At 32.8% G+C, this 25,687-nt stretch carries 29 protein-coding genes; 13 read left to right on the top strand and 16 right to left on the bottom strand.

Annotated elements, in window-relative coordinates; genetic code table 11:
• Positions 1 to 75: 75 nt before the first annotated feature.
• The 3 genes from cobU to AC5ZCW_RS10975 are packed head-to-tail and all read right to left on the bottom strand — an operon-like array spanning position 76 to position 1,364.
• Positions 76 to 585: a bifunctional adenosylcobinamide kinase/adenosylcobinamide-phosphate guanylyltransferase gene (gene cobU, locus AC5ZCW_RS10985; protein ID WP_343545300.1), complete on the bottom strand. Its 510-nt coding sequence runs from the start codon at positions 583 to 585 to the stop codon at positions 76 to 78.
• A gap of 19 nt (positions 586 to 604) precedes the next feature.
• Positions 605 to 985: a four helix bundle protein gene (locus tag AC5ZCW_RS10980; RefSeq protein WP_177212276.1), complete on the bottom strand. Its 381-nt coding sequence runs from the start codon at positions 983 to 985 to the stop codon at positions 605 to 607.
• Between the two features lie 16 nt (positions 986 to 1,001).
• On the bottom strand, positions 1,002 to 1,364 hold the full coding sequence (locus AC5ZCW_RS10975) for a C1orf53 family protein (RefSeq protein ID WP_343545301.1): 363 nt from the start codon (positions 1,362 to 1,364) through the stop codon (positions 1,002 to 1,004).
• A 94-nt stretch (positions 1,365 to 1,458) separates the two neighbouring features.
• Here AC5ZCW_RS10975 and AC5ZCW_RS10970 point away from each other — a divergent pair, with 94 nt between their 5' ends.
• The 3 genes from AC5ZCW_RS10970 to AC5ZCW_RS10960 all read left to right on the top strand — a co-directional run bounded on the left by AC5ZCW_RS10970 (position 1,459) and on the right by AC5ZCW_RS10960 (position 4,531).
• Entirely contained in the window at positions 1,459 to 2,601 is a 1,143-nt protein-coding gene (locus AC5ZCW_RS10970; protein WP_496119776.1) for an ABC transporter substrate-binding protein, read from the top strand.
• 1 nt (position 2,602) lies between these two features.
• Complete coding sequence (locus tag AC5ZCW_RS10965; protein WP_496119774.1) at positions 2,603 to 3,631, top strand: iron chelate uptake ABC transporter family permease subunit; 1,029 nt, start codon at positions 2,603 to 2,605, stop codon at positions 3,629 to 3,631.
• Positions 3,632 to 3,754: 123 nt separating this feature from the next.
• Complete coding sequence (locus AC5ZCW_RS10960) at positions 3,755 to 4,531, top strand: ABC transporter ATP-binding protein (RefSeq protein WP_496119772.1); 777 nt, start codon at positions 3,755 to 3,757, stop codon at positions 4,529 to 4,531.
• On the opposite strand, the gene AC5ZCW_RS10955 is transcribed toward AC5ZCW_RS10960, so the two are convergent.
• The 4 genes from AC5ZCW_RS10955 to AC5ZCW_RS10940 are packed head-to-tail and all read right to left on the bottom strand — an operon-like array spanning position 4,518 to position 6,484.
• Entirely contained in the window at positions 4,518 to 5,105 is a 588-nt protein-coding gene (locus AC5ZCW_RS10955) for a hypothetical protein (protein ID WP_496119770.1), read from the bottom strand. The genes AC5ZCW_RS10960 and AC5ZCW_RS10955 overlap by 14 nt on opposite strands.
• A 34-nt stretch (positions 5,106 to 5,139) precedes the next feature.
• Positions 5,140 to 5,598 (bottom strand): tRNA (cytidine(34)-2'-O)-methyltransferase, encoded by a 459-nt coding sequence (locus tag AC5ZCW_RS10950; RefSeq protein WP_496119768.1) that lies wholly within the window; start codon positions 5,596 to 5,598, stop codon positions 5,140 to 5,142.
• A 60-nt stretch (positions 5,599 to 5,658) separates the two neighbouring features.
• On the bottom strand, positions 5,659 to 6,231 hold the full coding sequence (locus AC5ZCW_RS10945) for a pseudouridine synthase (RefSeq protein ID WP_496119766.1): 573 nt from the start codon (positions 6,229 to 6,231) through the stop codon (positions 5,659 to 5,661).
• 43 nt (positions 6,232 to 6,274) lie between these two features.
• The gene (locus AC5ZCW_RS10940) at positions 6,275 to 6,484 is read right to left on the bottom strand and encodes a hypothetical protein (RefSeq protein ID WP_343545306.1); all 210 of its coding nucleotides are present in this window, start codon (positions 6,482 to 6,484) and stop codon (positions 6,275 to 6,277) included.
• Between the two features lie 146 nt (positions 6,485 to 6,630).
• Between AC5ZCW_RS10940 and AC5ZCW_RS10935 the strand changes: the two genes are divergently transcribed.
• The 3 genes from AC5ZCW_RS10935 (at position 6,631) to AC5ZCW_RS10925 (ending at position 11,669) form a co-directional block, all read left to right on the top strand.
• A complete protein-coding gene (locus AC5ZCW_RS10935) occupies positions 6,631 to 7,005 on the top strand; it encodes a hypothetical protein (RefSeq protein WP_496119764.1) in 375 nt (124 codons plus the stop codon).
• Between the two features lie 154 nt (positions 7,006 to 7,159).
• A complete protein-coding gene (locus AC5ZCW_RS10930) occupies positions 7,160 to 7,912 on the top strand; it encodes an SDR family NAD(P)-dependent oxidoreductase (protein ID WP_496119762.1) in 753 nt (250 codons plus the stop codon).
• Positions 7,913 to 8,222: 310 nt separating this feature from the next.
• Positions 8,223 to 11,669: a choice-of-anchor J domain-containing protein gene (locus tag AC5ZCW_RS10925; protein WP_496119760.1), complete on the top strand. Its 3,447-nt coding sequence runs from the start codon at positions 8,223 to 8,225 to the stop codon at positions 11,667 to 11,669.
• Between the two features lie 46 nt (positions 11,670 to 11,715).
• Here AC5ZCW_RS10925 and AC5ZCW_RS10920 read toward each other — a convergent pair whose 3' ends face one another.
• The 5 genes from AC5ZCW_RS10920 to AC5ZCW_RS10900 form a co-directional block, all read right to left on the bottom strand.
• Positions 11,716 to 12,225 (bottom strand): MepB family protein, encoded by a 510-nt coding sequence (locus AC5ZCW_RS10920; RefSeq protein WP_343545310.1) that lies wholly within the window; start codon positions 12,223 to 12,225, stop codon positions 11,716 to 11,718.
• Between the two features lie 45 nt (positions 12,226 to 12,270).
• On the bottom strand, positions 12,271 to 13,938 hold the full coding sequence (locus tag AC5ZCW_RS10915) for a hypothetical protein (protein ID WP_496119758.1): 1,668 nt from the start codon (positions 13,936 to 13,938) through the stop codon (positions 12,271 to 12,273).
• Complete coding sequence (locus AC5ZCW_RS10910) at positions 13,935 to 14,450, bottom strand: RNA polymerase sigma factor (protein WP_343545327.1); 516 nt, start codon at positions 14,448 to 14,450, stop codon at positions 13,935 to 13,937. Before AC5ZCW_RS10910 ends, AC5ZCW_RS10915 begins: the two co-directional genes overlap by 4 nt.
• A gap of 87 nt (positions 14,451 to 14,537) precedes the next feature.
• On the bottom strand, positions 14,538 to 14,936 hold the full coding sequence (locus tag AC5ZCW_RS10905) for a hypothetical protein (RefSeq protein ID WP_496119757.1): 399 nt from the start codon (positions 14,934 to 14,936) through the stop codon (positions 14,538 to 14,540).
• Between the two features lie 7 nt (positions 14,937 to 14,943).
• Positions 14,944 to 15,819: a protease complex subunit PrcB family protein gene (locus AC5ZCW_RS10900; protein WP_343545313.1), complete on the bottom strand. Its 876-nt coding sequence runs from the start codon at positions 15,817 to 15,819 to the stop codon at positions 14,944 to 14,946.
• Between the two features lie 187 nt (positions 15,820 to 16,006).
• Between AC5ZCW_RS10900 and AC5ZCW_RS10895 the strand changes: the two genes are divergently transcribed.
• The 5 genes from AC5ZCW_RS10895 to AC5ZCW_RS10875 all read left to right on the top strand — a co-directional run bounded on the left by AC5ZCW_RS10895 (position 16,007) and on the right by AC5ZCW_RS10875 (position 19,710).
• A complete protein-coding gene (locus tag AC5ZCW_RS10895) occupies positions 16,007 to 17,380 on the top strand; it encodes a DNA recombination protein RmuC (protein WP_496119755.1) in 1,374 nt (457 codons plus the stop codon).
• Between the two features lie 72 nt (positions 17,381 to 17,452).
• Positions 17,453 to 18,001, top strand: a complete 549-nt coding sequence (locus AC5ZCW_RS10890) for an acyl-CoA thioesterase (protein WP_177212290.1) — start codon at positions 17,453 to 17,455, stop codon at positions 17,999 to 18,001.
• Between the two features lie 42 nt (positions 18,002 to 18,043).
• Complete coding sequence (locus tag AC5ZCW_RS10885; protein WP_496119752.1) at positions 18,044 to 18,439, top strand: VOC family protein; 396 nt, start codon at positions 18,044 to 18,046, stop codon at positions 18,437 to 18,439.
• Between the two features lie 16 nt (positions 18,440 to 18,455).
• Positions 18,456 to 18,908: a hypothetical protein gene (locus tag AC5ZCW_RS10880; protein ID WP_343545315.1), complete on the top strand. Its 453-nt coding sequence runs from the start codon at positions 18,456 to 18,458 to the stop codon at positions 18,906 to 18,908.
• Between the two features lie 235 nt (positions 18,909 to 19,143).
• Entirely contained in the window at positions 19,144 to 19,710 is a 567-nt protein-coding gene (locus AC5ZCW_RS10875; protein WP_177212293.1) for a YceI family protein, read from the top strand.
• A gap of 2 nt (positions 19,711 to 19,712) precedes the next feature.
• Here AC5ZCW_RS10875 and AC5ZCW_RS10870 read toward each other — a convergent pair whose 3' ends face one another.
• Complete coding sequence (locus tag AC5ZCW_RS10870) at positions 19,713 to 20,624, bottom strand: TIGR01777 family oxidoreductase (RefSeq protein ID WP_496119749.1); 912 nt, start codon at positions 20,622 to 20,624, stop codon at positions 19,713 to 19,715.
• Positions 20,625 to 20,722: 98 nt separating this feature from the next.
• Here AC5ZCW_RS10870 and AC5ZCW_RS10865 point away from each other — a divergent pair, with 98 nt between their 5' ends.
• Complete coding sequence (locus AC5ZCW_RS10865; RefSeq protein ID WP_496119747.1) at positions 20,723 to 21,382, top strand: TetR family transcriptional regulator C-terminal domain-containing protein; 660 nt, start codon at positions 20,723 to 20,725, stop codon at positions 21,380 to 21,382.
• On the top strand, positions 21,382 to 22,686 hold the full coding sequence (locus tag AC5ZCW_RS10860; RefSeq protein ID WP_343545318.1) for an ABC1 kinase family protein: 1,305 nt from the start codon (positions 21,382 to 21,384) through the stop codon (positions 22,684 to 22,686). The genes AC5ZCW_RS10865 and AC5ZCW_RS10860 overlap by 1 nt, the downstream gene beginning before the upstream one ends.
• Before the next feature lie 284 nt (positions 22,687 to 22,970).
• On the opposite strand, the gene AC5ZCW_RS10855 is transcribed toward AC5ZCW_RS10860, so the two are convergent.
• From AC5ZCW_RS10855 to AC5ZCW_RS10845, 3 genes are all read right to left on the bottom strand, one after another.
• A complete protein-coding gene (locus AC5ZCW_RS10855) occupies positions 22,971 to 24,266 on the bottom strand; it encodes a cryptochrome/photolyase family protein (protein ID WP_496119744.1) in 1,296 nt (431 codons plus the stop codon).
• A gap of 237 nt (positions 24,267 to 24,503) precedes the next feature.
• Positions 24,504 to 24,971: an SRPBCC family protein gene (locus AC5ZCW_RS10850; protein ID WP_496119742.1), complete on the bottom strand. Its 468-nt coding sequence runs from the start codon at positions 24,969 to 24,971 to the stop codon at positions 24,504 to 24,506.
• Between the two features lie 34 nt (positions 24,972 to 25,005).
• Positions 25,006 to 25,446: a sterol desaturase family protein gene (locus AC5ZCW_RS10845; RefSeq protein WP_343545321.1), complete on the bottom strand. Its 441-nt coding sequence runs from the start codon at positions 25,444 to 25,446 to the stop codon at positions 25,006 to 25,008.
• Between the last annotated feature and the right edge of the window lie 241 nt (positions 25,447 to 25,687).

Here is a 25,687-nt window from a genome sequence, read left to right as displayed (position 1 = left end):
AGCTTTGAAATTTGGAGTTTAAAACTTGGAATTTCGTTTTAATTTATTGGAATTTGGAAATTTTTGTATTGGAATTTATCCTTTTATTTTAACCGGAATTCCAGAAACCATCAGCACAACTTCGTTGGCATTTGCAGCAAGAAATTGATTCATCCAGCCTTGAAGTTCAACAAATTTTCTTCCGATATGCGTTTCTGCATGAACGCCCATGCCGATTTCATTTGTTACAATAATGATATTAGCATTTTCGTCTTTTGCAATAGCAAGAAATTCTCTTTTAGCTTCTTCCAAGCTCAAAGCCACATCATTTTTATTATCTATAAAAAAATTAGTTAGCCAGAGCGTTACACAATCAATTAGAGCAGTTTTTTCAGAAAAGTCAATTTCACTTAAATATTTCTCTTTTTCAATATTTGTCCAATGTTCGTCTCTTTCCTGCTGATGGCGATCAATTCGATTTTGAAAATCAGCATCCCATTTTCGAGCCGTTGCTACATATATAGGAGAGTTGGAAAGTTCTAAAGCAAGTTTCTGCGCATAACCGCTTTTTCCTGAACGTTCACCGCCAGTTACCAAGTAAATCATTATGTATAATGGTTAATTATTAATTGTTAGTTGTTAATTTTTTTACTTCTGATTGCTTTTTGGAAGTTTTAAGGATGCTAGTTATTAATTTTAGTATTGTAATAGCATCATTATAAATGTTTTTAAATTCTTTTTCGTTGAGATAATCAGTGGCTTTTAATAATTCTAGCCAATAGACAGTTTCATTAGCTTCTTTTTGAGCAATTGCAAACTTATGAATAAAATCGCTTTTACTCTCAGCATGTTCAGCTTCTCGAATCATTGCGCCAACACTAGTGCCAGATCTTAAAAGTTGCTTCGCAAGAATAAATTCTTTTTTATCATTATTTAAATACTGATATAGTTTGACAATTCTTATAGCGAAATCAAAACTTTTATCTCGAACAATATTATTTTTCATAATTTACAATTAATAATTAATACGGGCAATGTCGGCAGTTATTCCCGCAGCAGGTTCCTCTTTTTAGATGAAACCAGGTTTTAAAAACGTAATTGCCATTTTCGATATAATAGTCAATTCCCTCAATTAAATTATCTGTTTTGGGTAAAAGCATAGCTTTATTATTAAGCGCTTTTTTTGGAGTTAAGGTTTCGATATAAGCATCAATTTTATCTTCGCATGCTTCTTTAAAGCATACAGGGCAAAGGCAGTCGCCTCCTTCTGAAAGATTGAAAATAGGTGGGTAATCATTACACCAGCACTTATTTTCAGGTGAAGTGTCACCGCACGAAAAAGCGGTCTCACAACTGGAGCAGATTTTTGTTTTTGGTACACTCATCAAATAAAAGGCTATTTGTTTAAATTTGTACGAATAAAGGTAAACAAAAAAAATAGAAATTGATTTACCTTTGTTGCCATACAAAACATAAAATATGAAATATTTTTTCCATAAATTACCAGTCGTTTTTTTACTTCTTTTAGTAATTAGCTGTAAAAAAAATGAAACGCAAACTATTGTAAAATCTGATGTTTCGACAGAAAGTATTGAATATGCTTCTGGTCTTTCGATTGTAAAAAAAGATGGCTATTCGATTGTAAATGTGATTAATCCGTGGCCAAATGCTAAGGAGAAATTTACTTACATTTTAGAGGAAAAAGACTCACAAATTCCAGACAGTTTAAAAAAATATCCTGCTATAAAAGTTCCGTTAGAAAGTGTTGTGGTAACTTCAACAACAAATATTCCTTTTTTAGAAATGCTGGAAGTTGAGAATAAATTGGTCGGATTTCCACACACAGATTACATTTCTTCAGAAAAAACACGAGCATTAATTGATAAAGGTTCTGTGAAAAACGTTGGACAAAATGAAAAATTGAACATCGAACAATTAATAGAATTGTCGCCAGATTTGATTGTTACTTTTGGTGTCGATAATAATAATCCGATGTTGGATAATTTGAAAAAAAGCGGCCTTAAAGTGCTTATTCAAGGTGATTGGATGGAACAGTCTCCGCTAGGAAAAGCAGAATGGATTAAGCTTTACGGCGCTTTGTTTGGAAAAGAAGACAAAGCAAAAGAACTTTTTGATAAAATCGTAGAAAGCTATAATCAGGCAAAAAAACTGGTTGAAGAGAAACCTGCAACATCAAAGGTGCTGTATGGTTCTATGTACGAAGATGTCTGGTACGTTGCCAAAGGAAACAGCTGGGTGGCGCAGTTTATGAAAGATGCAAAAGCTAATTATTTATGGGCCGATTTGAAAGGAACTGGAAGTGAAGGCTTGTCGTTTGAGAAAGTTTTAGATAAAGCGAAAACGGCTAATGTCTGGATTGCATCAGGATCTTTTAAAAGTTTAGAAGAATTACAAAAAGCAAATCCGCATTACTCAGAATTTGATGCTTTCAAAAATAAAAGTGTATACAATTTTGAAGGAAAGATGGGAGCAACAGGAGGAACAGTTTATTATGAATTGGCACCAAGCCGTCCCGATTTAGTTTTAAAAGATTATATCAAAATTTTTCACCCGGATTTGTTGGCGAGCTACGAATTTACCTTTGCATCAAAACTGAATTAAATTGGCGAATAAAAAAAGAAATACCATTTTATTTGTCGTATTGACTTTTGGACTTTTTCTAATGTTTTTTGCAAGCATTAGTTTAGGGTCGGTTACTATTCCTCTAAAAGATGTTATAGCAAGTTTAACTGGAGGTCAAGCCACAAAATCAACTTGGGAATATATTATCATTAATTATCGTTTGCCAAAAGCCATTACGGCAGTTTTGGTCGGAACAGGACTTTCAATAAGCGGACTTTTAATGCAGACTTTGTTCAGAAATCCGCTTGCTGGACCTTATGTTTTAGGGTTAAGTTCTGGAGCAAGTCTTGGAGTTGCTTTTGTGATTTTAGGAGCAGGATTTCTGCCTTCTTTTTTAAGTGTAATTGCATTGTCTTCTTACGGAATTGTTTTGGCATCTACTTTAGGAAGTACATTGGTTTTATTTCTGGTTTTAGTCGTTTCACAGCGATTGCGAGATACAATGGCAATTTTGATTGTGGGATTAATGTTTGGAAGTTTTACCACAGCAATCGTTAGTGTTCTGACTTATTTTAGTACGGCAGAACAGCTTCAGAAATTTACTTTTTGGTCTATGGGAAATCTCGGAAATCTTTCTTGGACAACTATTGTAATTTTAACTTTCTGTGTTGGAATCGGATTGCTTTTAAGCGCCAAAAGTATTAAACCATTAAACGCCTTGCTTCTTGGAGAAAATTATGCCAAAAGCATGGGATTGAATTTTAAACAGGCTCGATTAATAATCATATTTGCAACGAGTATATTATCAGGAGCGATTACAGCATTCGCGGGACCAATTGCTTTTGTCGGTTTAGCAGTGCCTCATATTGCAAAGCTGACTTTTCAAACAAGCAATCATACTATTTTGTTTTGGAGTACTTTATTTTTTGGTTCCATAATAATGCTGTTTTGTGATATTGTTTCGCAAATGCCAGGTTTTGATGTCACGCTTCCAATAAATGCTGTTACGTCTATAATTGGTGCGCCAGTTGTTATTTGGCTTTTGGTTAGAAAAAGAAATTTTCAATAATTTTTTGCCACAGATTAAAAAGATTTGCACAGATTTTTTTTATCATTTTAATCCTTTAATCTGTGGCTTAAAAGAAAAAAAACTTAGAATCTCAGCATCTTAGTAACTTAGAATCTCAAAAAAATGAAAAACATCTTAACAGCTTCGAATCTAAATATTGGATACAAATCCAAAAAAGGTGTTACGACTATTGCTGAAAACCTTAATCTTAGTCTGCAAGCAGGTAAATTAATTACTTTAATCGGAGCAAACGGAATTGGAAAGTCAACTTTATTACGAACGATTACAGGAATTCAGAAACCTTTATCCGGGAAAGTATATTTGAATGAAAGAAATATTTCAGACTATCAGCCTTTAGAACTGGCACAAAATCTAAGTTTGGTTTTGACCGAAAAATTGCCGCCAAGTAATCTTTCCGTTTTTGAATTGGTTGCTTTAGGTCGCCAACCTTATACCAATTGGGTCGATAAATTGTCTGACGAAGATGTTCTAAAAGTTCAGGAAGCAATGAGTTTGACACAAATCGAACATTTGGCTGCAAAAAAACATTTTCAGATTAGTGATGGACAATTGCAGAAAGTATTAATTGCAAGGGCTTTGGCGCAAGATACACCATTAATTATTCTAGACGAACCTACAACACACCTTGATTTACTGCATAAAGTTTCATTATTCAAATTATTGAAAAAACTGACTAAGGAAACTCAAAAATGCATTTTATTCTCGACACACGACATTGATCTGGCCATTCAATTAAGTGATGAAATGATTATAATGACATCAGAAAATATAGTGCAAGACCAGCCATGTAATTTAATCTCAAACGGAAGTTTCAGCAATTTGTTCAAAGACGAACATATTATTTTTGATGCTGAAAAAGGGAAGTTTATTGTGAGTTAGTTTTTATTGTTTTCCAATCATCTATTTTTTGAGTAATCATCATGAAAATTCTAACAGAAATCAGAAAGATTGAAAGTTTGATTAATAGCTCAAGAAACAAATTTGAAGAATAATAATATGCAGACATAGTCCAGGAACTTGGCAAGTAGTCTCTATGGAAAGAGGTAATAATGATTACTATTTTTTCAATTGATATAATAAAGAAAAAGCTGAAAATTAGCTTTAAAAGAGTTCTTTTTTGGATTGATTTAATTCTAAGAAGTTGGCTCATAGAAAACCAAAGTAACGGTTGAAGCCAAAATCCAAACCAATATTTACCAAACATTCTGTTAAACAAATAATTTTTACTTTCTTGATCTGAAATGTTTAATTCAATAATTGTTGCTAGGAGAAAGACAATTAAATAAACAATTCCAGTAAATGAAATGAAACGATTTGACTGATTATTAATTTTTTGGAGAATTGGATTTTTAATAAATGTTGAAAGAAGTAAGCAAATGATAGTAATTATTCCATAAGTAGAAAAAAAGTCTACTAATATAAATTCCAAGCTAAACAATAATCTTTCAGTCATATACTTTATTATTCTCGGTTAAACAGTTACACAATTAATCCTTTTTTAACCCAATCTGTCTTTTCGCTTCGCCAACCACAAAAGCAACAGAATTAGCAATATTAAAACTGCGAATAAGCGGTGACATCGGAATCGTTAAATGATTTTCGAATCTTGCCATAAATGCTGCACTCAAACCAACGCTTTCTTTTCCGAAAACCAACCAGTCACCATCTTGAAATTCATTTTCTAAATAGGATTTATCAGAATGCGAACTCATTAAAAATACACGTGATTGATCTGGAATCTGTGCAATCCATTCGTCCACATTTTGATATTCTGTTACATCAAGATGAACCCAATAATCCAATCCAGAACGTTTTAGGTTCTTGTCATTAATTACAAATCCGAAAGGATGAATTAAATGAAGTCGGCTTTCTGTGCCTACACACAATCTGCCGATATTTCCGGTATTATTTGGTATTTCAGGTTCTACAAGAACAACGTTTAACATCTTTTTTTAGTTATGAATTATGAGTTATGAGTTTTTGAAATTATCTAATTGGCACATTTTCTAATTATCTAATTGAAAATCGGAAACTTCCAAAACTTCACCTGCTTTTAGGTTTTGCAAATATACATTTCCTATTCGAACGCGAACAAGACGCAAGGTTGGAAAACCAACTGCAGCAGTCATTTTTCTGACTTGACGAAATTTTCCCTCTCTTAATGTGATGGATGCCCAAGAAGTAGGGCCATGACGTTCGTCCCTAATTTTTTTGGCTCTCGCACCAAAATCAGGAATTTCAGTTACAATGAAAGCTTTGCAGGGTTTTGTTTTGTATTTTCCGCCGTCAAGTCCGATTTCTACACCTTTTTGCAATTGTTCTATCGCTTCGGGAGTAATTAATCCGTCAACCTGAACGTAATATTCTTTGTCGACTTTTTTGCTTCGTACAAGTTCACTCATATTTCCATCCGTTGTCAAGAGGAGCAAACCTTCAGAATCTTCGTCCAATCTTCCAATTGCCATTGTTCCTTCTGGAAAATTGTACAATTCGCCCAAAAGCTTTTTCTTTCTTTTTAATTCATAAATAAATTGGCTTAAATAGCCGTAAGGTTTAAAAAGAATGAAGTGTTGGTGCATTTTTAATTTTTTGCAAAGATAGTCTCTTTCTTAGAACTAAATCTTATAACTGTTTTTCAGATTTCATTTTTTTCAGCCATTGGTACACAAACCAAATTACGGTTATAGCAAAAATGACAATTAAAACAGAATAATAGTTTTGGAAAAATTCATGAAAATAACTTCCGATTAAAATATAAATAGAAGCCATACATAATTTGATTGGGATAAATTCGGCATTAGACCAGCTAGTTTTGATTTTGAAGAAGTTCATAATAATTAAGGTTGTTAAGTTGCTTTGAATAAAGGTAATAAATAAAAAAACAGATGGCAATTATAAAAGAAAAGCAATGTCAAGTCATAATTTTTTCGCAGTTAGAATTCGTAATATTATAAATTCAATGTAAAAAGAATAATGTCATGGAAACAAATAATTTAGAAACAAAAAAGATAAACGGGACGCAGAAAAATATTGATGAATCTAAAGGTAAAAACGTCTCGCATGATGAAGAATTAAAAGATGCCAAACTGAATAAAGAATTGGTAACCGATGCAGACGGCGATAAAAAGATTGTAGAACGCGCTCGAAATGAAAATGAGGATATTAATAAATCCCTTCATCAAGTAAATCCAAATAACCCAAATGCAAATCGCGGAGTAGAAACAGAGGAGGAGGTAAAGAAAACAATTGAAAATAAAGATCGTAATTCTGATATAACGCCAAATCGATATCCAAACTCACATCCTGATAATCATAAAGATCGTGGGAATATGAAACTAGATGAAGGCGAGTAGGACAATACAAAATTTTAAGTAAAATAGAGTCAATTTAATGTCAAATAACATAAGATTAGCGGTTCGCGTTAATGTTATTGTAAACTCCTTTTAAAGCTTCTGTATCGGTTGATATCTTCGTAAATTAGAGGAATCAATTTAAAACATATACAAAATGGCACTTTTAGAAAATAAAGTAGCTTTTGTATCTGGCGGAGGATCAGGAATCGGACGCGCAGTTGCAAAAGCATACGCTCGAGAAGGAGCAAAAGTAGTAGTAGCTGATATAAATGTAGAACACGGTGAAGAAACCGTAAAAATGATAAAGGAAAAAGGTGGAGAAGCTTTTTTTATAAAAGGAGATTCATCTAGCGCAACCGACAATAAACACATGGTTGAGGTGACAGTTTCAAAATACGGTCGATTAGACATTGCTTGTAATAATGCAGGAATGGGTGGACCGGCAAAACCAACTGGTGAATATGAGCCAGAAGCTTGGGATAAAGTTATTGCCTTAAACTTAAGTGGCGTTTTTTATGCCTGCCGTTACCAATTGGAGCAAATGGAGAAAAATGGTGGTGGAAGCATCGTAAATATTGCTTCAATCCACGGACAAGTTGCCGCGCCAAATAGTGTTGCGTATACAGCAAGTAAACATGGTGTTGTTGGTTTGACAAAAAATATTGCAGTAGAATATGCGCAGAAAAATATTCGCTGTAATGCTGTCGGACCAGGTTATATTGAAACAGCACTTTTAAAAGATAATTTAAATAAGGAAATGATGCAGGCCGTTGCAGCAAAATCTGCGATGAATCGTTTAGGAACAGCAGAAGAAGTTGCCGAGCTGGTAGTTTTTCTAAATTCTGATAAATCATCATTTACTACAGGAAGTTATATTATTGCCGATGGTGGTTATACCGCGGTTTAATATTTGTTAGAGAATACTATTTTGAATTAGTGAAAAGCAGTAAGCGAAAGTTTACTGCTTTTTTTTATATAAAAACCCTAGTATTTGTAGGAAATACGGAGTTTTTTTAATGCTGTTTGGATAGGTGTCTGTTTAAATTATGTGTAAAATAATGTTCTTTTTATTGGTTTTATTTTATTATATTTAATGTAATGTTAAGTTTTGGTGAATAATATTTATAAAATTTCAAACATTAAGTTTATGGTTTTATAATATTGGCTTAACTTTAAAGAAGATAAATTTGAACTCTAAAAACTCTATTCTTTAACATATGAAAAAACTCTACTTTTCGCGCCATCTTTTGGCTCTTTTATGTTTTTTTTGCCTTTTTTCTGGTAATCTTTTTGCTCAGATTACAATAAGAACTTCACTTCCTATAAGAGAAGAATTTAATGATTTAAATGGTGGTACTTCTGTAACATATCCACTTGGATTTCAAGGATGGACCGCAGGAAATACAAATGGTTCTGGTACTACAAATTATGTTACATCTGGTGTAATTATAGCAGATAAGGCTTTAACGGCTGGAGGGAAAGCGAATTCTGGTACAGGAAATGTTTATAATTATGATGGAAAAATTGGTTTTCTAAATTCTGGAACTAATGATTATGCAATTGGTCTTGCTTTTTCAACAGAACAAAAAGCAAGTATTGAAATTCAATATGATGCTTTAGTAATTCGTAATCCGTACGGTACAGTAAGTGGTTCAACTACAAGTTCTCGTATCAATGAATTTGCTTTACAATACCGAGTTGGTACTACGGCAGATTTTGTAACGTTGTCTGATACTTATTTTCGCAATAATACCACCCCACGCATGGATGAAACTACGTTACCACAAAGTAGTCATATAACAGTAATGTTACCTGCGGAATGTAATAATCAACCTGTAGTTCAAGTGCGATGGATTTCTAGACAAATTTCTGGAGGAGGTTCTCGTCCAGCTTTTGCCATTGATAATGTTGATGTAAAAGTTTTTAGCGATCAAGATGCGCCAATTAATGTTACCGGCTATCCAAAGGTTACTAATATCTTAGCTGATAGTTTTGACTTTATCAGTAAAATAAATGAGAAAGGAAAAACATATTATGTGTTATTGCCTAATGGTAGTGCAACGCCAACAATTGCACAGATAAAGGCAGGACAGAATGCGGAAGGAGCTTCAGCCTTACAATTTGGTTTTTTAGATATTACAGATCCTACTCAAGAATATGTAAAGAGTTTTGCTGGATTGAATTTAAATACCACTTACTCTGTTTTTTCTATTTCAGAAGATTCTTATAATAATGCACAAATTGCAGTAAGTAAATTAGATGCTACTACTGCTATTGCGCCAGTTTTATCGACCACAATAGCGTCTTTAGATTTAGGAGCCTCAGAAGCAAATTATGATTCAAAAGTTTTAAGTTATCAAGTTGGAGCAACAGATTTAACACAAGATGTTGTCTTAACAGCATCAGCAAACTTTGTAATATCTAAAGATAATGCCACGTTTGGATCTTCTATTACTTTTGCATTAGCCGATTTTGCATCAAATGCAACACCAACAGTTTATGTAAAATTCACTCCAACTTCAGTTGGAAGTTTCACAGGTTCAATAACTCATGAAACAGCAGGAGGCACAACAAAAATAGTTAGTCTGTCTGGAAGCGGAACAAACCCATATATACAAGGTTTTAATGATCCAAATGTTTTAGCAAATAGCGGATGGTCACAATACAATGAGGCGGGACCTTTGAATAAATGGTCACACACTATTCTGTCACGTAATGTTAATTCAGGAACTGGTGCGGTTTTAATAAACGGATTTTCAGAAAATGGAGCAAGCAAAGATTGGCTGATTTCTCCGAGATTACGTTTAGATAATTTTAGTCAAATTCCATTATTGTCTTTTTACTCTCGTCAATTTTATAATGGGCCATCTTTAAAATTAATGGTTTCTACAGATTATGATGGAGTAAGCGCGCCAAATACAGCAACATGGATAGAATTAGATGGTAAATTCCCTGGAAATACAGGAACTTATACAAAATCGCAGTATATAAACTTAACGGCTTATAAAACAGATCACACTTATTTGGCTTGGGTTTACGAAACAGCTTCGGGAGGAAGTGGTAATGCAGCAGAATTCTCTTTTGATGACTTTGCTATTACAAATGAATCGCAATACGTAGATTCAAATCCGATTTTAGATTTCGCAGATGTAAGTCCAAATTCAATTACTGCCAGTCAGTCCTTTATTTTCAGAGCTGCAGGTTATGGCGATATTGCTATTGAGGCTCCAGCTTCGTACCAATTGTCATTTGATAATACTTCATATACGTCAAGTATTGTTGTTTCTTCAGCCGATGCTTTAGCAGGAAAAACAGTTTACGCAAGATTTGCGCCAACCACAAAAGAACCAACAATTTCTGGAGCATTAACAGTAACAGGAACGTCTCTGAATAAACAAATTGGTTCATTTACAGGATCTTCTATATTAAAATCAGAAACTTTTGATGTGGTTACTTATAATCTAGACTTTTTTGGTTCAGATAATCCTAGTAACGGACCCACAGACAATGTCTTGCAAATTGCAAATGTGGCAAAAGTGATGAATAAATTAAATGCCGATGTATATGTAGTTCAGGAAGTTTCTAGTGATACAGCCATAGACGATTTAATTCAAAAATTAAATATCAACGGTAAAACATTTGAGAAAACTACCTCGCCAATTTGGTCGTATTCTTGGGATCCAACTTCAGATCCAACTTTTCCGCCTCAAAAATTAGTAGTCATTTATAATACTCAAACGGCTACATTGAAAAAAACTCGAGTAATGTTTAAAGAGTTTTACGATGAATTGGTTGCAGGAACTAAAACTCTAGCCAATTATCCTTTGCCTGCAAGTAATCCGCCAGTGCACCCAAGTTCAGGATTTTTCTCTTCAGGTCGTTTGCCTTATATCGTAACTTTAGAAACTAATCTTAATGGAGTTAAAAATGAAATCAAACTGATAGATGTTCATGCTCGAGCAAACAGCGGATCTGATATGACAACTTACACAAGACGTAAGTATGATACGCAAGTTTTTAAAGACAGTTTAGATGCTCATTATCCAAATGATAATTTAATTATTTTGGGAGATTATAACGATGATGTGAAAAAATCAGTTTTTGGTACAAACAATCCTTCGACTTACGAAAACTTTGTAACAGATACAAGCAATTATAAAGCACTAACTTTAGAAATAAGTCAGGCCGGTGCTTTTAGTTTTTTAAGCTCAGGCGGGTTTTTAGACCATATTATGATTTCTAATGAATTATTTGATCAATATATAGATCAGTCAACTGCAGTTTACGATCCAAGGAATGATATTCTAAATTATACCACAACAACTTCAGATCACGGACCAGTAATTGCTCGTTTCCAATTAAAACAAGACGTGCTTTCTACGCCAGATTTTGGAGTGAAAAATAAATATTTCGTAAAAGCTTATCCAAATCCTGCGACAGATGTTTTGAGCTTTGATATCAAAACAGCAACGCAAGGAAGAGATCTAAAAATTAGATTATATGATTTTAATGGTCGTGCGATTGGAAATTCGATCAATGTTAAAAATGAATCTGAAGTTAGTACAGCAGTTGTTGCTGTTGGGAATCTAGTTTCTGGAGTTTATTTCTACACAGTTACAGAAAATAATAAAGTGATTTTTAAAGATAAAATCATCAAGAAGTAAAATAGATTATAAAACAGAAAAGGCAGTCATTTTAAGACTGCCTTTTTTATATAAATACTTTCTTCAATTCCTCTAACTCAATATTACTTTGATCTGAAAAGCTGAAAAAATAATCCAATTGCCATTTTTGTGTTTTCTGAGCCTGTTTACTTGTAGTTGCATCCCAAGGCGGATAAACTCTTGTGGCTCTAATTCCTTCTTTGCTTTGAGTAGAAAAAATACCTTTTTCTAATAATGTTTTTTTAGGAAAAATAAACTGTCCCCAATTTTGGTCTTTTCGAACAGTCACAATTACAAAATCGATAGTATCTGTATAATCAAAAGGTTCAATCGTTCCCGTTTGATTTCGTTTCCATAAAGTAACAAATTGCCCCGTTTTGGTTGGGGTAATTTTGGCTTCTCTATAACAAATATTTTTACTGTTTATCTGAAATCGAAAGGCACTATATTCCTCACTTTCGCTTTCCTTTTGTAAAGAAGTCATCTGCAAATCTGCTTTATCAAAAACACTTTCTTTGCTCAATACTAAATCAGCTGAGCCAATGGTAAAATTCATAAAAAACTATTTTAAAAATAGTTTGAAAATTACTACAAATTTACTTTAGAAATTAACATTCAGACCAAAATTTAATCCCCATTGGAACTGGTTGAAAGACTGACTATTTAGCGGATTGATATAATAATTTACCGCAGGTTCAACAAAAACATTTGTCTTTTTATACACACGATATTGAACCGTACTGCTCAAAGTAGAACCATACACATAATCATTGGCATTCATATTCTCTCCAATCGAATGTCCGTCTAGAGCTACGTTGTTAGAAATTAATTTACCTACAAAACCTCCTGTATTTAAGTTAATGCTGGCTTTGTTTTTATTAAAAACAGAATAAGAAACCTCAAGAGGCATTTCTACATATCTTAAATTCTGATCCAATTTACCAGTTTGCACATTTTCATTTTTCAAAGCTTCTTTTGTGCTATTTGAAATAAAAAGATAACCTTGGCTTGACGGGTCTGCTGAAACAACTGGACTGTTATTACTATCAGCATTTAGAGTTCCAGGATTGAAAAAGGCATTGCTTTTGGCGCTTAAATACGATACATTGGCAACACTCTGCCCTAATTCACTAATTTTTAATCCAGAACCCACGGCCCATTTTTTATTAATGCTATATTTAGTTTTTACTCCGTAAGAATTAGATTGTTTCGAATCGTTTACGTTGCCTAAGGTCTTTTCGTTTTTAGTATTTTCAGAACTTGCCACACCTGCAAAAACAGCAACGGCCCATCTTTCATTTTTGTTGATTAGATTGTCTTTTTTCTCTTTTTCTTCTTTTTTCTTTTCCGGGGCTAAAATTCCTTTTTCTAAATTCTGAAGTTCAGCAAGTTGCATAGAGTCTGTTTTGCTCAAACCGTTAGTGATTTTCAGATCGTCTTTTATGATAACGGCTTTATCAGTTCGCTTATTCTCAGTTTTACCTAAAACGGCGTTGTTTGAGTTAGATGCGGTACTTTGTGTAAAAGGGTTATTATTTGCAGCATATCCCCCCTGATTGGTAAAAGCTATATTTTTACTGTTTTTCGGAGTAAGCTGTTCTTCAAAAATAGAATTTGAAAGCTGTTTTTTTGCTGTCGAATTAAATTTACTTTGTTTTCCAAAAGCAATTCTTTCTTCGGAAATACCTTTATTTGAAGATCTTGTATTATTTCCTAAAATAGATTTTTTAGAAGATTTTACAATTGATTTTTCTTCTGATGAACCAGAGTTTTGATAAGCAACAGATTGGTTCACCGTATTTGCTGGAACCACAATATTAGATTTAGAATCTCTTTTACTGGTTTTGTTCTCAGAATTTGTTTCCGCTACAGTAGTTTCTTGAACTTGAATTTGAGACTCACTATTGAACTGATTCTTTGGAGAATTTTCGTTTAACGAATCTATTGCTTTTCCAGTATTTTTATTTCGATTTGAATCTTTTCCAGTATGAACGTTATTTGTTTTTTTGTCAATAACAACGCTGTTTGTATTGTTTTCTAAATTGCCGTTGTTGAGGTTTGTATTTTCAGAAGAAGCAGTAAAATGTAAAATTGAAGGCAGAAGCAACCCTAATAATAAGCATGCAGCAGCCGACCACCAAAGAACAACTCTCTTCTTCTTTTTAGGTTTGTCTAATTTTTCTTCAATCTGACTCCACAATTCTGGAGGCGGAACACTCGAAAAGTCTTCCATTGATGAAAAAATATCTTCTATTTTTTGCTTCTTCATGCTATCTTAAAATTTTTTATGCTCAAAATTCGCTTTTGTAATATGTGTTTGGCGCGATTTAAATTTGATTTTGATGTTCCTTCGGAGATTTTTAATAGTTCGGCGATTTCTCGGTGTTTCATTTTCTCAAATACATACAAGTTAAAAACCGTTCGATATTGATCTGGTAAATCCCTAATATACTCCAGAAGTTTTTCCTGTTCGATCGGAATAGCTTCCAGTTCCTCTTCTTCCACAAAATCCGTATCGGGATCAAAAACATCTAAAAAGAAACTCTCTTTTTTCTTTTTGTTTAAAGTCTCAATGAGTTTGTTTATAAAGATTCGTTTTAGCCATCCCTCAAAGCTTCCTTCAAATTTATATTGGCTTATTTTCTGAAAGGCAATTACAAATGCTTCCTGAAAAACGTCTTTCGCATCATCCTCGTTCTTCATATATTTCAAACAAATACCATATAAAACAGGAGAGAACAACTGATAGATTTTCAGTTGTCCCTCCCTGTCATTTTTCATGCACAGTTTGATATATTTTTCTAACTCGTCTTTCAAGAAATGGTTCAAATTTGATTTTGCAAAAATAGTTTTAAATAGCTTACAAAACTATCTTTTAAAAATAGTTCGAGTACCGTCTTGACTGTTGCTTACAATTGTTAGATTTTGATTGTCAAGGTTTTCTATTACGTAGGTTTTGCCTTCAAACGTAATTAAATCATGTTCCGACTGATCAAAATATCCTTTTCCCTTTTCTATCTGATACGCACTATTTCTAATCTCTACATTGTTTTTATAAGTAATAACCCTTTCGTCTTGGGTGAAAATAATTTTCTTAGTAAATCCGATTGTTTTGGGTGTAGCTACATAAGGATTATTAGAACCCCCAATAGATTTTTCCCAAGTCCACGTATTTATAATTGATCCTGCAGCTTCTGTAGAAGTATTAACAGAAATCATTGATGTAAAAAGAAAGCAAATAATAAAAGATAAAAAGAGTTTCTTCATGATAGAATTATTTTAAACTTGTAATTTTTTCTTGAATTGTTTTTTTGAAAAGTTTTATTTCTGAACTTTGATCTTCAGTGTCATTATTGTCGATATAAACTTTAGTGGTACTTGCGCCTTGACGAAGTTCAAAATAAATTCCGCCTTGATCTGTTGCATCTGGAGTACCATACGTTTTTGTTTGTCCTTTTAAAGCTAAAATTTCAGCAGGAACACTTTTTAATAATAAAGTATATTCGCCTCTCTTAATTGTTGGAGTATATCTATATTGTCCAAAATCATATTGATTAGCACCAACGTTTAAGAATTTTAAAGTATTAAAATCGTTAATCTGATAGAATTTCTGGCAGTCAGAACTTAAACATTGGTTATTGAAACTTCCAATAATCATCGCGTCTGCAATTTCTACTGTTTTGTTAAAAATCATTCCTTTTGATGTTTTCGGAATCAAAACAAAATCATAAGGATAAGTAGGAGCTTGGGTTACGTTTTCACCTTCAGCAGGAGTTTTTTCGTAGTAATTAACAACGATCTCGCAATTGTTTTCTACAATCGAAGTAATTTTGATGGCATATCCGCTTGTAGGTTTAGCGCCTGCAAAAATTCCAACTAGATATTCTTTTGTAAAATCAATATTAGGGTCACTTGCAACTGGACAGTTGTTCTCATGTTTTGTAAAAAACTCTTCCATTTTTTCTTGAGATACAATAACAACAGCAGCAGGATTATTAGGCATTGATTTTACATTATAATTACATGCGAACGGAAAGCCAGTAAAATTTACAACTGTATTAGCTCCACAATCTACATATTTATTTCCGTCATTGAGAGAACAAGCACTGAATCCAAAGGCTACAAACAAGCCAAGCATTAATTTTTTCATAATTATTTTAATAGGTTTATATCTTAGTAGATAGTGCTTTTAAAAAAAGGTTGCGTTGAGGTTAAAATTTTTTCAAAAAAAATAAAATGTTGGTTTAGTTGGATTTGAAAATGAATTAGTGAAATTTCCATTTTAAAAACTAAGCACTACGTATTATTGCGTACTTTTACGTAAAATTAACTTAGTTATGTCTGATTATTTACCGTTTTTACTAGGCTTTGTTGTTGCACTTTTTATTGGAATCTACGTAGGGAGAACGCTTTCTGCGTCAAAATTTAATTCTGAAAAGGCCATTTCTGAGGAAAGAGTGAATGCTTTAAATGGGCAATTGCAAATGTTGAAAGAGCAATTTGAAAACGAAAAAAATAATTTTCAGAAACAATTACAGTTGAGTATTTCCGAGAAAGAAAATATTAGGACAGAGAAAGACAGTCTTGCAATTCAGCTTTCTAAAAAAGAAGTGGATTTTGAAAATTTATGGGAACGCCATAAAGAGCAAAAAAGCGAAATCAACGAACTTCAAGAAAAATTCACCAAAGAATTTGAAAACCTTGCCAACAAAATATTAGAAGAAAAATCGGCTAAGTTTACCGAACAAAACACAGTGAACATGAAAAATATCCTGACGCCTTTGCAGGATAAAATTCTTGTTTTTGAACAAAAGGTTGAGCAAACTCATAAGGAAAGTATCGATTATCATGCAGCGCTTCGCCAGCAGATTATTGGTTTGAGCGAAATGAATGCACAAATGAGCAAAGAAACCTTAAATCTAACCAAAGCATTAAAAGGCGATAGTAAAATGCAGGGAAATTGGGGCGAATTGGTTTTGGAGCGTGTTCTAGAAAAATCAGGACTAGAAAAAGGAAGAGAATATGAAGTACAGCAGAGTTTTACAAATAGTGAAGGAAACCGCGTTTTGCCAGATGTGGTCATTAATCTTCCCGACGGTAAAAAAATGATTGTCGATTCTAAAGTTTCACTTTCGGCTTACGAAAAATGGGTAAACGAAGAATCGGAACTTTTAAAAATAGAATTTCTTAAAGAGCATGTTCTTTCTATAAAAAGGCATGTGGAGCAGTTAGGAAGTAAAAATTACCATGATTTATACCAAATGGAAAGCCCAGACTTTGTGTTGCTTTTCATTCCTATGGAACCTGCTTTTGCCATTGCTTTAAACGAAGATCCATCTTTATACACCAAAGCTTTTGACCGAAATATTGTTATTGTAACACCAAGCACACTTTTGGCTACATTGCGAACTATTGACAGTATGTGGACCAATCAGAAACAGCAGGAAAATGCTTTTGAGATTGCAAGACAGGCAGGGGCTTTATATGATAAATTTGAAGGTTTTGTGTCCGATTTAGTCCGAATTGGAAATAAAATAAAAGATACTAAAACCGAATACGAAAGCGCCATGAATAAATTGGTTGATGGAAAAGGAAATCTGATTTCGAGCGTAGAAAGATTGAAAAAAATGGGAGCAAAAGCAAAGAAATCGCTTCCAGATAATATTATTGCAAGAGCGATTAATTCAGATGAAAATGAATTATTGAATTAGAAGAGGAAAGAAGTAAGAGGCAAGAGAAAAAATATAGAATACAACTAATCAAAAAATACCAAAAACAAAAACATGAGTACAGATTTTAAACCCGTTTCATCATCAAAAGTTAGTATATCAGAATTAATGCTTCCTTCGCATACCAATTTTAGCGGAAAAATTCACGGAGGATATATTTTGTTATTATTAGATCAGATTGCGTTTGCATCGGCATCAAAATTTAGCGGAAATTATTGCGTAACGGCTTCTGTAGATACGGTAAACTTTCTAAAACCAATTGAAGTAGGAGAGTTAGTGACGATGAAAGCTTCTGTAAATTATGTTGGAAGAAGTTCGATGATCGTAGGCATTCGCGTAGAAGCCGAAAATATTCAGACTGGCGTAATCAAACATTGTAATTCGTCTTACTTTACAATGGTTGCCAAAGATAAAGACGGAAAAAGCGTTCCAGTTCCAGGATTGATTTTATCCAATTTAGAAGAAGTGCGACGTTTTAGAAAAGCAATAAAACATATTGAGGTTAGAAAAGAAGTAGAAGAACACGAAAAATTGACCAATATAAATTCGATTGAAGATCTAGCGAGTTTAGAAAAATATAATGTCCTTCTAGAAATCAGCTAAATTTTCTTATATTTATTTGATACACATTAAATAGTAGAAATTATGGTCAAGTTTGGATATACAATTTTATATGTTGAAAATGTCGAAGAATCTATTGCGTTTTATGAAAATGCTTTTGGGTTCTCGAGAAAATTTATCACGCCAGATGGTGATTATGGCGAATTAAGCACAGGAGAAACGACACTTTCATTTGCATCAAAAAAGCTGGCTTCTCAAAGTTTGAAAGACGGTTTTATTGAAAGCAGTTTAGAAAATAAGCCTTTTGCAATAGAAATTGGTTTCATTACAGATAATGTTCCGGAAGTTTTACAGAAAGCAACTTCTTTTGGTGCGGTTATAGTTTTAGAACCTGTAGAAAAACCTTGGAGACAAATTGTAGCTTATGCAAGAGACTTAAACGGATTTTTAATTGAAATTTGCACAGAAGTAAAAGGTTAACGACTAATTTTTTTAAATGAATTACATACAAAGCAAACCTTATTTTGTGTTTTTAGGATTAATAGTAGTTCTTCTACTATATGGGTTTTATAAAGGAAATCAAACAGTTTCAATCAATATTCATGATACGTATTTTGTTATTTCTTGGAAACATTTAATGATTCTTATTTCTTTTATTTATGGAATATTGGCTTTAATTTATTTTGGTCTTTTGAAACTAAATTTTGGTTTAATAAATTGGATGACTGTTTCTCATATTTTAATAAGCGTAATAGGTTTGTTTGCGGTTTTGGTTTTGCCTAAATTTATAAGAGAAAGTATTCCTGGCGATATGGTTGGACTTTTAGAAGACATGAGTTTTAACCAAAGAATAGAAATAGGAATAGTGATTTTCATTTTTGCATTATTTGGTGCACAGCTTTTATTTTTTATCAATGTAATTTATGCATTAGTAAAAAGAGTATTTTAGTCTTTTTTACCTCTCACGATTCCCTTTTCAGAAGAAAAAAAAATTCACAAATATTTAGCATTAATCTCAGAACTCGGCGTTGAGAAATTTCGTAACTTTAAGTGTAATTATTGGGTTACGGAATTTTTTCACTGAGTATTGCCGTTCTATTTTTCAGATTAATTAAAAGCTGAATTTTTTATTTTCTTTTGGTCAGAATAAATGGAATGACATAATTGTTTAAATGTAGACGATTATGAAAACAACTACCTTACTTTTTTTACTTTTTACTGCTTTTTCTGTTATTGCCCAAGACAAATTTTTCACTAATACAGGGACAATTAATTTTGAAGCCTCAGTTCCTATGTTTGAGGAGATTAGAGCAGTAAATAGACAAGTAGCTATACTTTTAGAACCTAAAACAAGTACTTTTATCTGTACTGTTGTCATCAAAAATTTTCGTTTTAAATTGGATCTCATGCAAGAGCATTTCAATGAAAATTATATGCAAAGCGATCGTTATCCTAAAGCAGTATTTAAAGGGAAGATTGAAAAGTTTGATTTGAAAGATATTAATGAGGTTGAAAAGCAATATCAGATAAAGGGGAAATTGAATTTACGAGGCAAATCAAAAGAAATTATTGTGAATGCTTTGATTAAAAGAGTGCCGGAAGGAATTCAGGTTATTTCAGATTTCCCAATTGAAGTCTCCGATTTTAATATTCAGATTCCAACTCCTATAGCGGCCAAAATTTCAAAAACAGCTAATACAGAACTGACGGGCATTGTTCGAAGTGAAGATACTATGCTTACTTTAAAATAAAATTATTTGATACAGCTGATAAGTGTTTTTTCTAAATCAGTAAACTGAAATTCGAAACCTGCTTTCTGAATTTTTTCCGAAGAAACACGTTGTCCAGTTAAAACTGCTATGCTCATTTCGCCCAATAAAATCTTTAGTACAAAAGGTGGAACATTAGGAAGCCAAATAGCATAATCAAACAATTTAGCGAATGTTTTAGAAAATCGGGCATTAGTTGTGTTGTCTGTTACACAAGCGTTGTAGGCGCCTTCTAGTTTTGTGTCTTCAATACTTTTTAAGTAAATCTGGCATAAATCTTCAACATGAACCCAAGGAAGATATTGTTTACCAGAACCTAATACAGCGCCAAAACCCGATTTAAAGGTCGGAATCATCTTTTTTATAAAACCTTCTTCTTTTCCAAAAACGATACCGGTTCTAATTTTGACCGTTCGAATGTTTAAAGAATTCATTTTATCAGCAGCATTTTCCCATTTTTGACAAGTAATGCCTAAAAAGTCATTTGCTGGAGGTGTGTCTTCAGTACAGATTTTATGACTGGTTACAGCACCATAAATACCAACCGCCGATGCAGAAACAAATGCGTCTAGTTTTTTATTGTTGTTTTCCAAAACTGAAAAAATCATTTCTATAGGTCTAATTCGGCTTTCAAGAATAGCTCTTTTTCGTCTTTTAGTCCATCTTTTTTCGACGATTCCTTCTCCTGCAAGATGAATAATGTAGTCGGCATTTAGGACAGCATTTTTATCAATGTAATTTTTTTTGATATCCCATTTGTAGTAAGTGACTCTCGGAGTATTTTCTCTGTCTGAACGGCTCAAAACAGACACAGAAAATCCGGCTTCGATGAGAACATCTGTTAAATGTTTTCCAATGAAACCGCTTCCGCCTGTTAATAGAACATTTTGAGCCATAATAGTTTATAATATATTTAACAGTATATAGTGTTTAAGGATTAGTAAAGGTACTTAAACAATGTTTACCTTTATGGCAAATTCTAAATTTTAATAAAATGGCGACTAAAAAAAAGGTAATTACCAAAGATGATATCGTTTCAAAATATATGGAAGAGGTTCTGGAAAAAGGTCAAAAACCAAAATCGGTTTATCATTTTGCCAAAGAAAATGATTTAACAGAAGCCGAATTTTATGCTTTTTTTGGAACATTAGAAGGTTTAGAAAAAGAAATATTCCGACTGTTTTTTGAAAACACAGTTAATCTTCTTTATAAGAATGAGGAATATCAGGGATATGACATGAAGAATAAAATGTTGAGTTTTTATTTTACTTTTTTTGAAATCCTGACTGCCAATAGAAGCTATGTTTTACAATCGCTTAAAATGGATAAAAATCCGATTAAAAATTTAGTTCAGTTAACTACGCTTCGAAATAGTTTTAAAGAATATGTTGCTGAAATCCTGACAGACGATTACAGATTGGAACAGGAAAGATTTCAAAAATTTCAAGAAAAAGCCATTCAGGAATCTTCTTGGGTGCAATTAATGATAACAATCAAATTTTGGATGGAAGACGAATCTCCGGCTTTCGAAAAGACAGATATTTTTATTGAAAAATCTGTTAATGCTTCGTTCGAATTAATGAATGTTGCGCCAATGAATCATTTGATTGATTTCGGGAAATTTTTGTTTAAAGAAAAAGTATACAGCAGATAATGAAAACAATCGATTATATTCCAACCTCAAAAATAGAACGAGCAGGAAAATTGGTTCAAACAGGTGCTAAAATCGGTGTAAACTATGTAAAACATTATGCCGAAAAAATGGTTAATCCAGATTTGAGCCGTGACAAACTAAACGAGAACAACGCCGAAGATATTTATGATGGACTAAAAAGCTTAAAAGGAAGTGCGCTTAAAGTGGCTCAAATGCTAAGCATGGATAAAAACTTTCTTCCGCAGGCTTATGTAGAAAAGTTTTCGTTATCGCAATTTTCTGTTCCGCCACTTTCTGCACCTTTGGTTTTAAAAACATTCAAAAGCAATTTTGGAAAAACACCTTATGAAATTTTTGACGAATTCAATCCAAATTCAGTAAACGCGGCAAGTATTGGCCAAGTGCATTTGGCAAAAAAAGGCGATAAAAAACTGGCGGTTAAAATTCAATATCCAGGTGTTGCCAATAGCATTTCTTCTGATTTGGCTTTGGTGAAACCAATTGCAATTAGAATGTTTAATCTGCAGGGAAAAGATTCTGATAAATATTTCAAAGAAGTCGAAGACAAACTAATTGAAGAAACTAACTATTTGTTGGAATTGAAACAAAGCCAAGAAGTTGTTGAGGCTTGCAGTAAGATTGAAAACATCACTTTTCCGAATTACTATCCAGAGTTTTCATCAGAGAAAATCATTACGATGGATTGGATGACTGGAATTCATCTTTCGGAGTTCACAGCAAAAAACACCGACCAAGAAGCAGGCGATAAATTGGGTCAGGCGCTTTGGGATTTTTATATGTATCAAATTCATGTTTTAAGAAAAGTGCATGCAGATCCGCATCCAGGAAATTTTTTGGTTGATGATCAAAATCAGTTAATCGCTTTAGATTTTGGCTGTATGAAACAAATTCCAGATGATTTCTACACTCCGTATTTTGAGTTGATTAATAAAAATGTCATTACAGACGAGAAGCTTTTCAATCAGAAATTATTTGAATTGGAGATTCTTCGTCCAGATGATACACCAGCAGAAATAGAATATTTCACCGAAATGTTTCATGATTTATTGTCTCTTTTTACAAAACCTTTTCAAAATGAAACTTTCGATTTTGCCGATGAAGAATTCTTCAACGCAATTGCCCAATTAGGAAAACGTTTTTCAGAAGATACAAATCTCAAAAAAATGAACGGAAATCGTGGTTCTAAGCACTTTATTTACATGAATCGCACTTTCTTCGGTTTATATAATTTAATGTTTGATTTGAAAGCGAAAATCGTTGTGGAGAATTATATAAAATATTAGGGTTTTTGTTTCAAGTTTCAGGTTTCAAGTTGGCTGAACTTTAGATATAGAACTTTGTCAAAGTTTAAAACTTTGACAAAGTTTTTTTGTTTAGTTTGTGATCCTGAGGAACGAAGGATCACAAACGTAGCTCAACAAAGATTATCGATTCTGATTGTGGAGTTTCTAGTGTGTGATCCTTCGTTCCTCGGGATGACAAAAATGAGTATAAATCTGCTTAATCTGCGTGAAACAAAATTAAGCATCCAGTGTAAACCTGAAACTTGAAACCTGAAATAAAAACTTTATTTTAAAATCCCAGCCTTGTAAGTAGAAATCGCACGATCTCTAGCAAAAGCATGATCAACCATAGGTTCATTATAACCAAAATCAAATTCAGGTATCCATTTGCGGATGTATTCTCCTTTTGGGTCAAATTTTTGCTGCTGAATTTCGGGATTAAAAACTCTGAAATAAGGCGCAGCATCGCATCCTGTTCCTGCCGCCCATTGCCAGTTTCCTACATTTGAAGCTAATTCGAAATCTAGAAGTTTTTCTGCGAAATAAGCTTCGCCCCATTGCCAGTTAATGAGTAAATGTTTGCATAAAAAACTCGCCACAACCATGCGAACGCGATTGTGCATGTATCCAGTTTCATTCAGCTGACGCATTCCAGCATCAACCATTGGATATCCAGTTGTCCCAGAACACCAGCGTTTGAAATCTTCTTCATTATTTCGCCATTGAATTCCGTCATAATTGGATTTGAAGTTATGATTGACACAATTCGGGAAGCTAAAAAGAATCTGAATAAAGAATTCTCGCCAGATTAATTCGCTTAAGAATGTCTGATTTTTTCGGTTTGCCCAGTTTACTAATTTTCTAATACTAACAGTACCAAAACGTAAATGTGGTGAAAGATAAGAAGTGCTGTCCAAAGCTGGAAAATCTCTTGTTTCTTTGTAATTTGCGATTTGTGTTAAGTTATGTGGTTTTACTTTTATGGAACTTCTGCCAAAACCAATTTCTTTTAAATCTGGAAAGTTAAATTGATTTCTTGCAAAATTAGATTGAAAAGGCTTGATGTCATATTGAGGAGCAGACCCCGAAAAATGGTATTTCTCTAGCCATTTGTTTTTGTAAGGCGTGTAAACGGTATATGGAAGTCCGTCTGCTTTTGTAATTTCTTTTTCTTCGAAAATTACATGATCTTTAAAAGAAAAAGATTCAATGTTGTTTTCTTTTAATAACGCAGTTATGGCTGTATCTCGCTTTATGGCAAAAGGTTCATAATCTTTATTAAAGAAAACGCTTTGAATGTCAAATTCTTCAATTAGGGATTTCCAAACGTCTGTAGTTTTTCCTTTTTTGATTAAAATCGAAGAATCAAGTTTATTTAATTCTGAATTTATTTTTTCGAGAGAATCATAAATGAAAGTTACTCTGGCGTCATTTTTTGGAAGATGTTCTAGAATATCATCGTCAAAAATGAATAATGGAACAACAGGAAAATCTGATTGCAAGACATGAAATAATCCTGTGTTGTCTTCTAAACGCAAATCACGTCTAAACCAAAATAAAGCAACTTTTTGTTTTGTCATTGTTTTTGTTTTTTTGCCACAGATTAATGGGATTTAAATGATTTTTTATTTTCTGGACTGTTTTTCTCAACACATAGAAACATAGATTTGTTTTTCTTTTAAAAAGAGTTTAGAAAGAAACTAGTTTCTAACACATAGCTATATGTATTTATGCAAGTGAACCGTCTTTTTTTTTCCAATCTAAATCTATGTTTCTATGTGTTTAAATTTTTATTTTAATCTGTGTTAACCTGTGGCTTACTTTTTAGAATTAAATAATTCTTCAATTTTATTATATCGGTAGTCGAAAATGCTTTTCAATTTGTTTTTCACAACCAAGCGGTTCATGATTCTGCCTAGAATTCCAAATGGGAGAGCGTAATGAACAACGTCTGTCATTTTGGTTCCTCCATCTGGTGTTGGTTCAAAAAAGTGTTTGTGATGCCAAAGTTTATAAGGCCCAAATTGCTGAATGTCTACAAAATACTCATTTTCTTGACAAGCAGTAATTTCGGTAACCCAAGACATTTTGATTCCGAAAAGCGGTTTTAAAGTATAGGTAATAATTTGTCCATGATACATACGTTTTCCGTCGTAATCCTGAATTTGGAAATTCATATTATCGAGTGTAATAGTTTGAAGGTTTTTTGGACTTGAGAAAAAATCCCAGCAATCTTCAACACTTGCATTTATATGCTGTACGGTTACTATTTTGTATAATTTCATAATCAAATTGTTCTTGAAAAATGCTCAAATGATGCTACATTTTATAATATTTAAATGGCACGAACAACATTCCGAAACATTCTCCTTTTTCTTTTTGTAAATGTTTGTGGTGTATTTTATGAGCTTTTCTAAGTCCGATGAGGTATTTGTTTTTGGTGTTTTTAAACCATTTAAACCGCTGATGAATTAAAACATCGTGAATTAAAAAATAACAAGCGCCATAAAGTGTAATGCCGCATGCAATAAAAAACAGATAATTAAATCCGCCTTCGACACCAAAATAAAACAAGATTATACTCGGAATGGCAAAAATGACGAAGAAAATATCGTTGCGCTCAAAAGTGTTTTCGTATTTCGGCTGATGATGATCGGCATGAAAATACCACATAAAACCATGCATAACATATTTATGTGTTAGCCAGGTCACACATTCCATAAATAGAAAAACGCCTAAAAAGATTAAAAAAGAAATCATTTTGTAATGTTGATGTTTTAAAATTATCGTTTTATTGTTTTTGAGTTTAGCTTTAGATTATAAAAGATTGACTCAAAAAGATTCACTATTTGGTTTTAAGTCTGCAATTCTCTCAATCTTGTCATTTCTGTAAAAGTCACTTATTTCGGTAACGGATTTATCATTTCAATTGGCTTTTTTCCATCAATTCCCTGATGTGGTCTTTCGTGATTATAGTAATATAAATATTGTAATAATTCTT

This window comes from Flavobacterium sp. PLA-DH12 (assembly GCF_059511845.1).
Note: the sequence above shows the minus strand (reverse complement) of the source record. Positions and strands in the feature narration are given on the sequence as shown.

What these genes read in the sequence shown, in the direction of transcription:
- AC5ZCW_RS10860 (WP_343545318.1), top strand. Translation starts at nt 21,382, where the DNA reads ATGAAAACAATCGATTATATTCCAACCTCAAAAATAGAACGAGCAGGA.
- AC5ZCW_RS10855 (WP_496119744.1), bottom strand. Translation starts at nt 24,266, where the DNA reads ATGACAAAACAAAAAGTTGCTTTATTTTGGTTTAGACGTGATTTGCGT.
- AC5ZCW_RS10935 (WP_496119764.1), top strand. Translation starts at nt 6,631, where the DNA reads ATGGAAACAAATAATTTAGAAACAAAAAAGATAAACGGGACGCAGAAA.
- AC5ZCW_RS10870 (WP_496119749.1), bottom strand. Translation starts at nt 20,624, where the DNA reads ATGGCTCAAAATGTTCTATTAACAGGCGGAAGCGGTTTCATTGGAAAA.
- AC5ZCW_RS10885 (WP_496119752.1), top strand. Translation starts at nt 18,044, where the DNA reads ATGGTCAAGTTTGGATATACAATTTTATATGTTGAAAATGTCGAAGAA.
- AC5ZCW_RS10865 (WP_496119747.1), top strand. Translation starts at nt 20,723, where the DNA reads ATGGCGACTAAAAAAAAGGTAATTACCAAAGATGATATCGTTTCAAAA.
- AC5ZCW_RS10960 (WP_496119772.1), top strand. Translation starts at nt 3,755, where the DNA reads ATGAAAAACATCTTAACAGCTTCGAATCTAAATATTGGATACAAATCC.
- AC5ZCW_RS10945 (WP_496119766.1), bottom strand. Translation starts at nt 6,231, where the DNA reads ATGCACCAACACTTCATTCTTTTTAAACCTTACGGCTATTTAAGCCAA.
- AC5ZCW_RS10915 (WP_496119758.1), bottom strand. Translation starts at nt 13,938, where the DNA reads ATGAAGAAGCAAAAAATAGAAGATATTTTTTCATCAATGGAAGACTTT.
- AC5ZCW_RS10890 (WP_177212290.1), top strand. Translation starts at nt 17,453, where the DNA reads ATGAGTACAGATTTTAAACCCGTTTCATCATCAAAAGTTAGTATATCA.
- cobU (WP_343545300.1), bottom strand. Translation starts at nt 585, where the DNA reads ATGATTTACTTGGTAACTGGCGGTGAACGTTCAGGAAAAAGCGGTTAT.
- AC5ZCW_RS10955 (WP_496119770.1), bottom strand. Translation starts at nt 5,105, where the DNA reads ATGACTGAAAGATTATTGTTTAGCTTGGAATTTATATTAGTAGACTTT.
- AC5ZCW_RS10925 (WP_496119760.1), top strand. Translation starts at nt 8,223, where the DNA reads ATGAAAAAACTCTACTTTTCGCGCCATCTTTTGGCTCTTTTATGTTTT.
- AC5ZCW_RS10895 (WP_496119755.1), top strand. Translation starts at nt 16,007, where the DNA reads ATGTCTGATTATTTACCGTTTTTACTAGGCTTTGTTGTTGCACTTTTT.
- AC5ZCW_RS10975 (WP_343545301.1), bottom strand. Translation starts at nt 1,364, where the DNA reads ATGAGTGTACCAAAAACAAAAATCTGCTCCAGTTGTGAGACCGCTTTT.
- AC5ZCW_RS10980 (WP_177212276.1), bottom strand. Translation starts at nt 985, where the DNA reads ATGAAAAATAATATTGTTCGAGATAAAAGTTTTGATTTCGCTATAAGA.
- AC5ZCW_RS10910 (WP_343545327.1), bottom strand. Translation starts at nt 14,450, where the DNA reads ATGAAAAATGACAGGGAGGGACAACTGAAAATCTATCAGTTGTTCTCT.
- AC5ZCW_RS10940 (WP_343545306.1), bottom strand. Translation starts at nt 6,484, where the DNA reads ATGAACTTCTTCAAAATCAAAACTAGCTGGTCTAATGCCGAATTTATC.
- AC5ZCW_RS10950 (WP_496119768.1), bottom strand. Translation starts at nt 5,598, where the DNA reads ATGTTAAACGTTGTTCTTGTAGAACCTGAAATACCAAATAATACCGGA.
- AC5ZCW_RS10930 (WP_496119762.1), top strand. Translation starts at nt 7,160, where the DNA reads ATGGCACTTTTAGAAAATAAAGTAGCTTTTGTATCTGGCGGAGGATCA.
- AC5ZCW_RS10905 (WP_496119757.1), bottom strand. Translation starts at nt 14,936, where the DNA reads ATGAAGAAACTCTTTTTATCTTTTATTATTTGCTTTCTTTTTACATCA.
- AC5ZCW_RS10845 (WP_343545321.1), bottom strand. Translation starts at nt 25,446, where the DNA reads ATGATTTCTTTTTTAATCTTTTTAGGCGTTTTTCTATTTATGGAATGT.
- AC5ZCW_RS10920 (WP_343545310.1), bottom strand. Translation starts at nt 12,225, where the DNA reads ATGAATTTTACCATTGGCTCAGCTGATTTAGTATTGAGCAAAGAAAGT.
- AC5ZCW_RS10900 (WP_343545313.1), bottom strand. Translation starts at nt 15,819, where the DNA reads ATGAAAAAATTAATGCTTGGCTTGTTTGTAGCCTTTGGATTCAGTGCT.
- AC5ZCW_RS10850 (WP_496119742.1), bottom strand. Translation starts at nt 24,971, where the DNA reads ATGAAATTATACAAAATAGTAACCGTACAGCATATAAATGCAAGTGTT.
- AC5ZCW_RS10970 (WP_496119776.1), top strand. Translation starts at nt 1,459, where the DNA reads ATGAAATATTTTTTCCATAAATTACCAGTCGTTTTTTTACTTCTTTTA.
- AC5ZCW_RS10880 (WP_343545315.1), top strand. Translation starts at nt 18,456, where the DNA reads ATGAATTACATACAAAGCAAACCTTATTTTGTGTTTTTAGGATTAATA.
- AC5ZCW_RS10875 (WP_177212293.1), top strand. Translation starts at nt 19,144, where the DNA reads ATGAAAACAACTACCTTACTTTTTTTACTTTTTACTGCTTTTTCTGTT.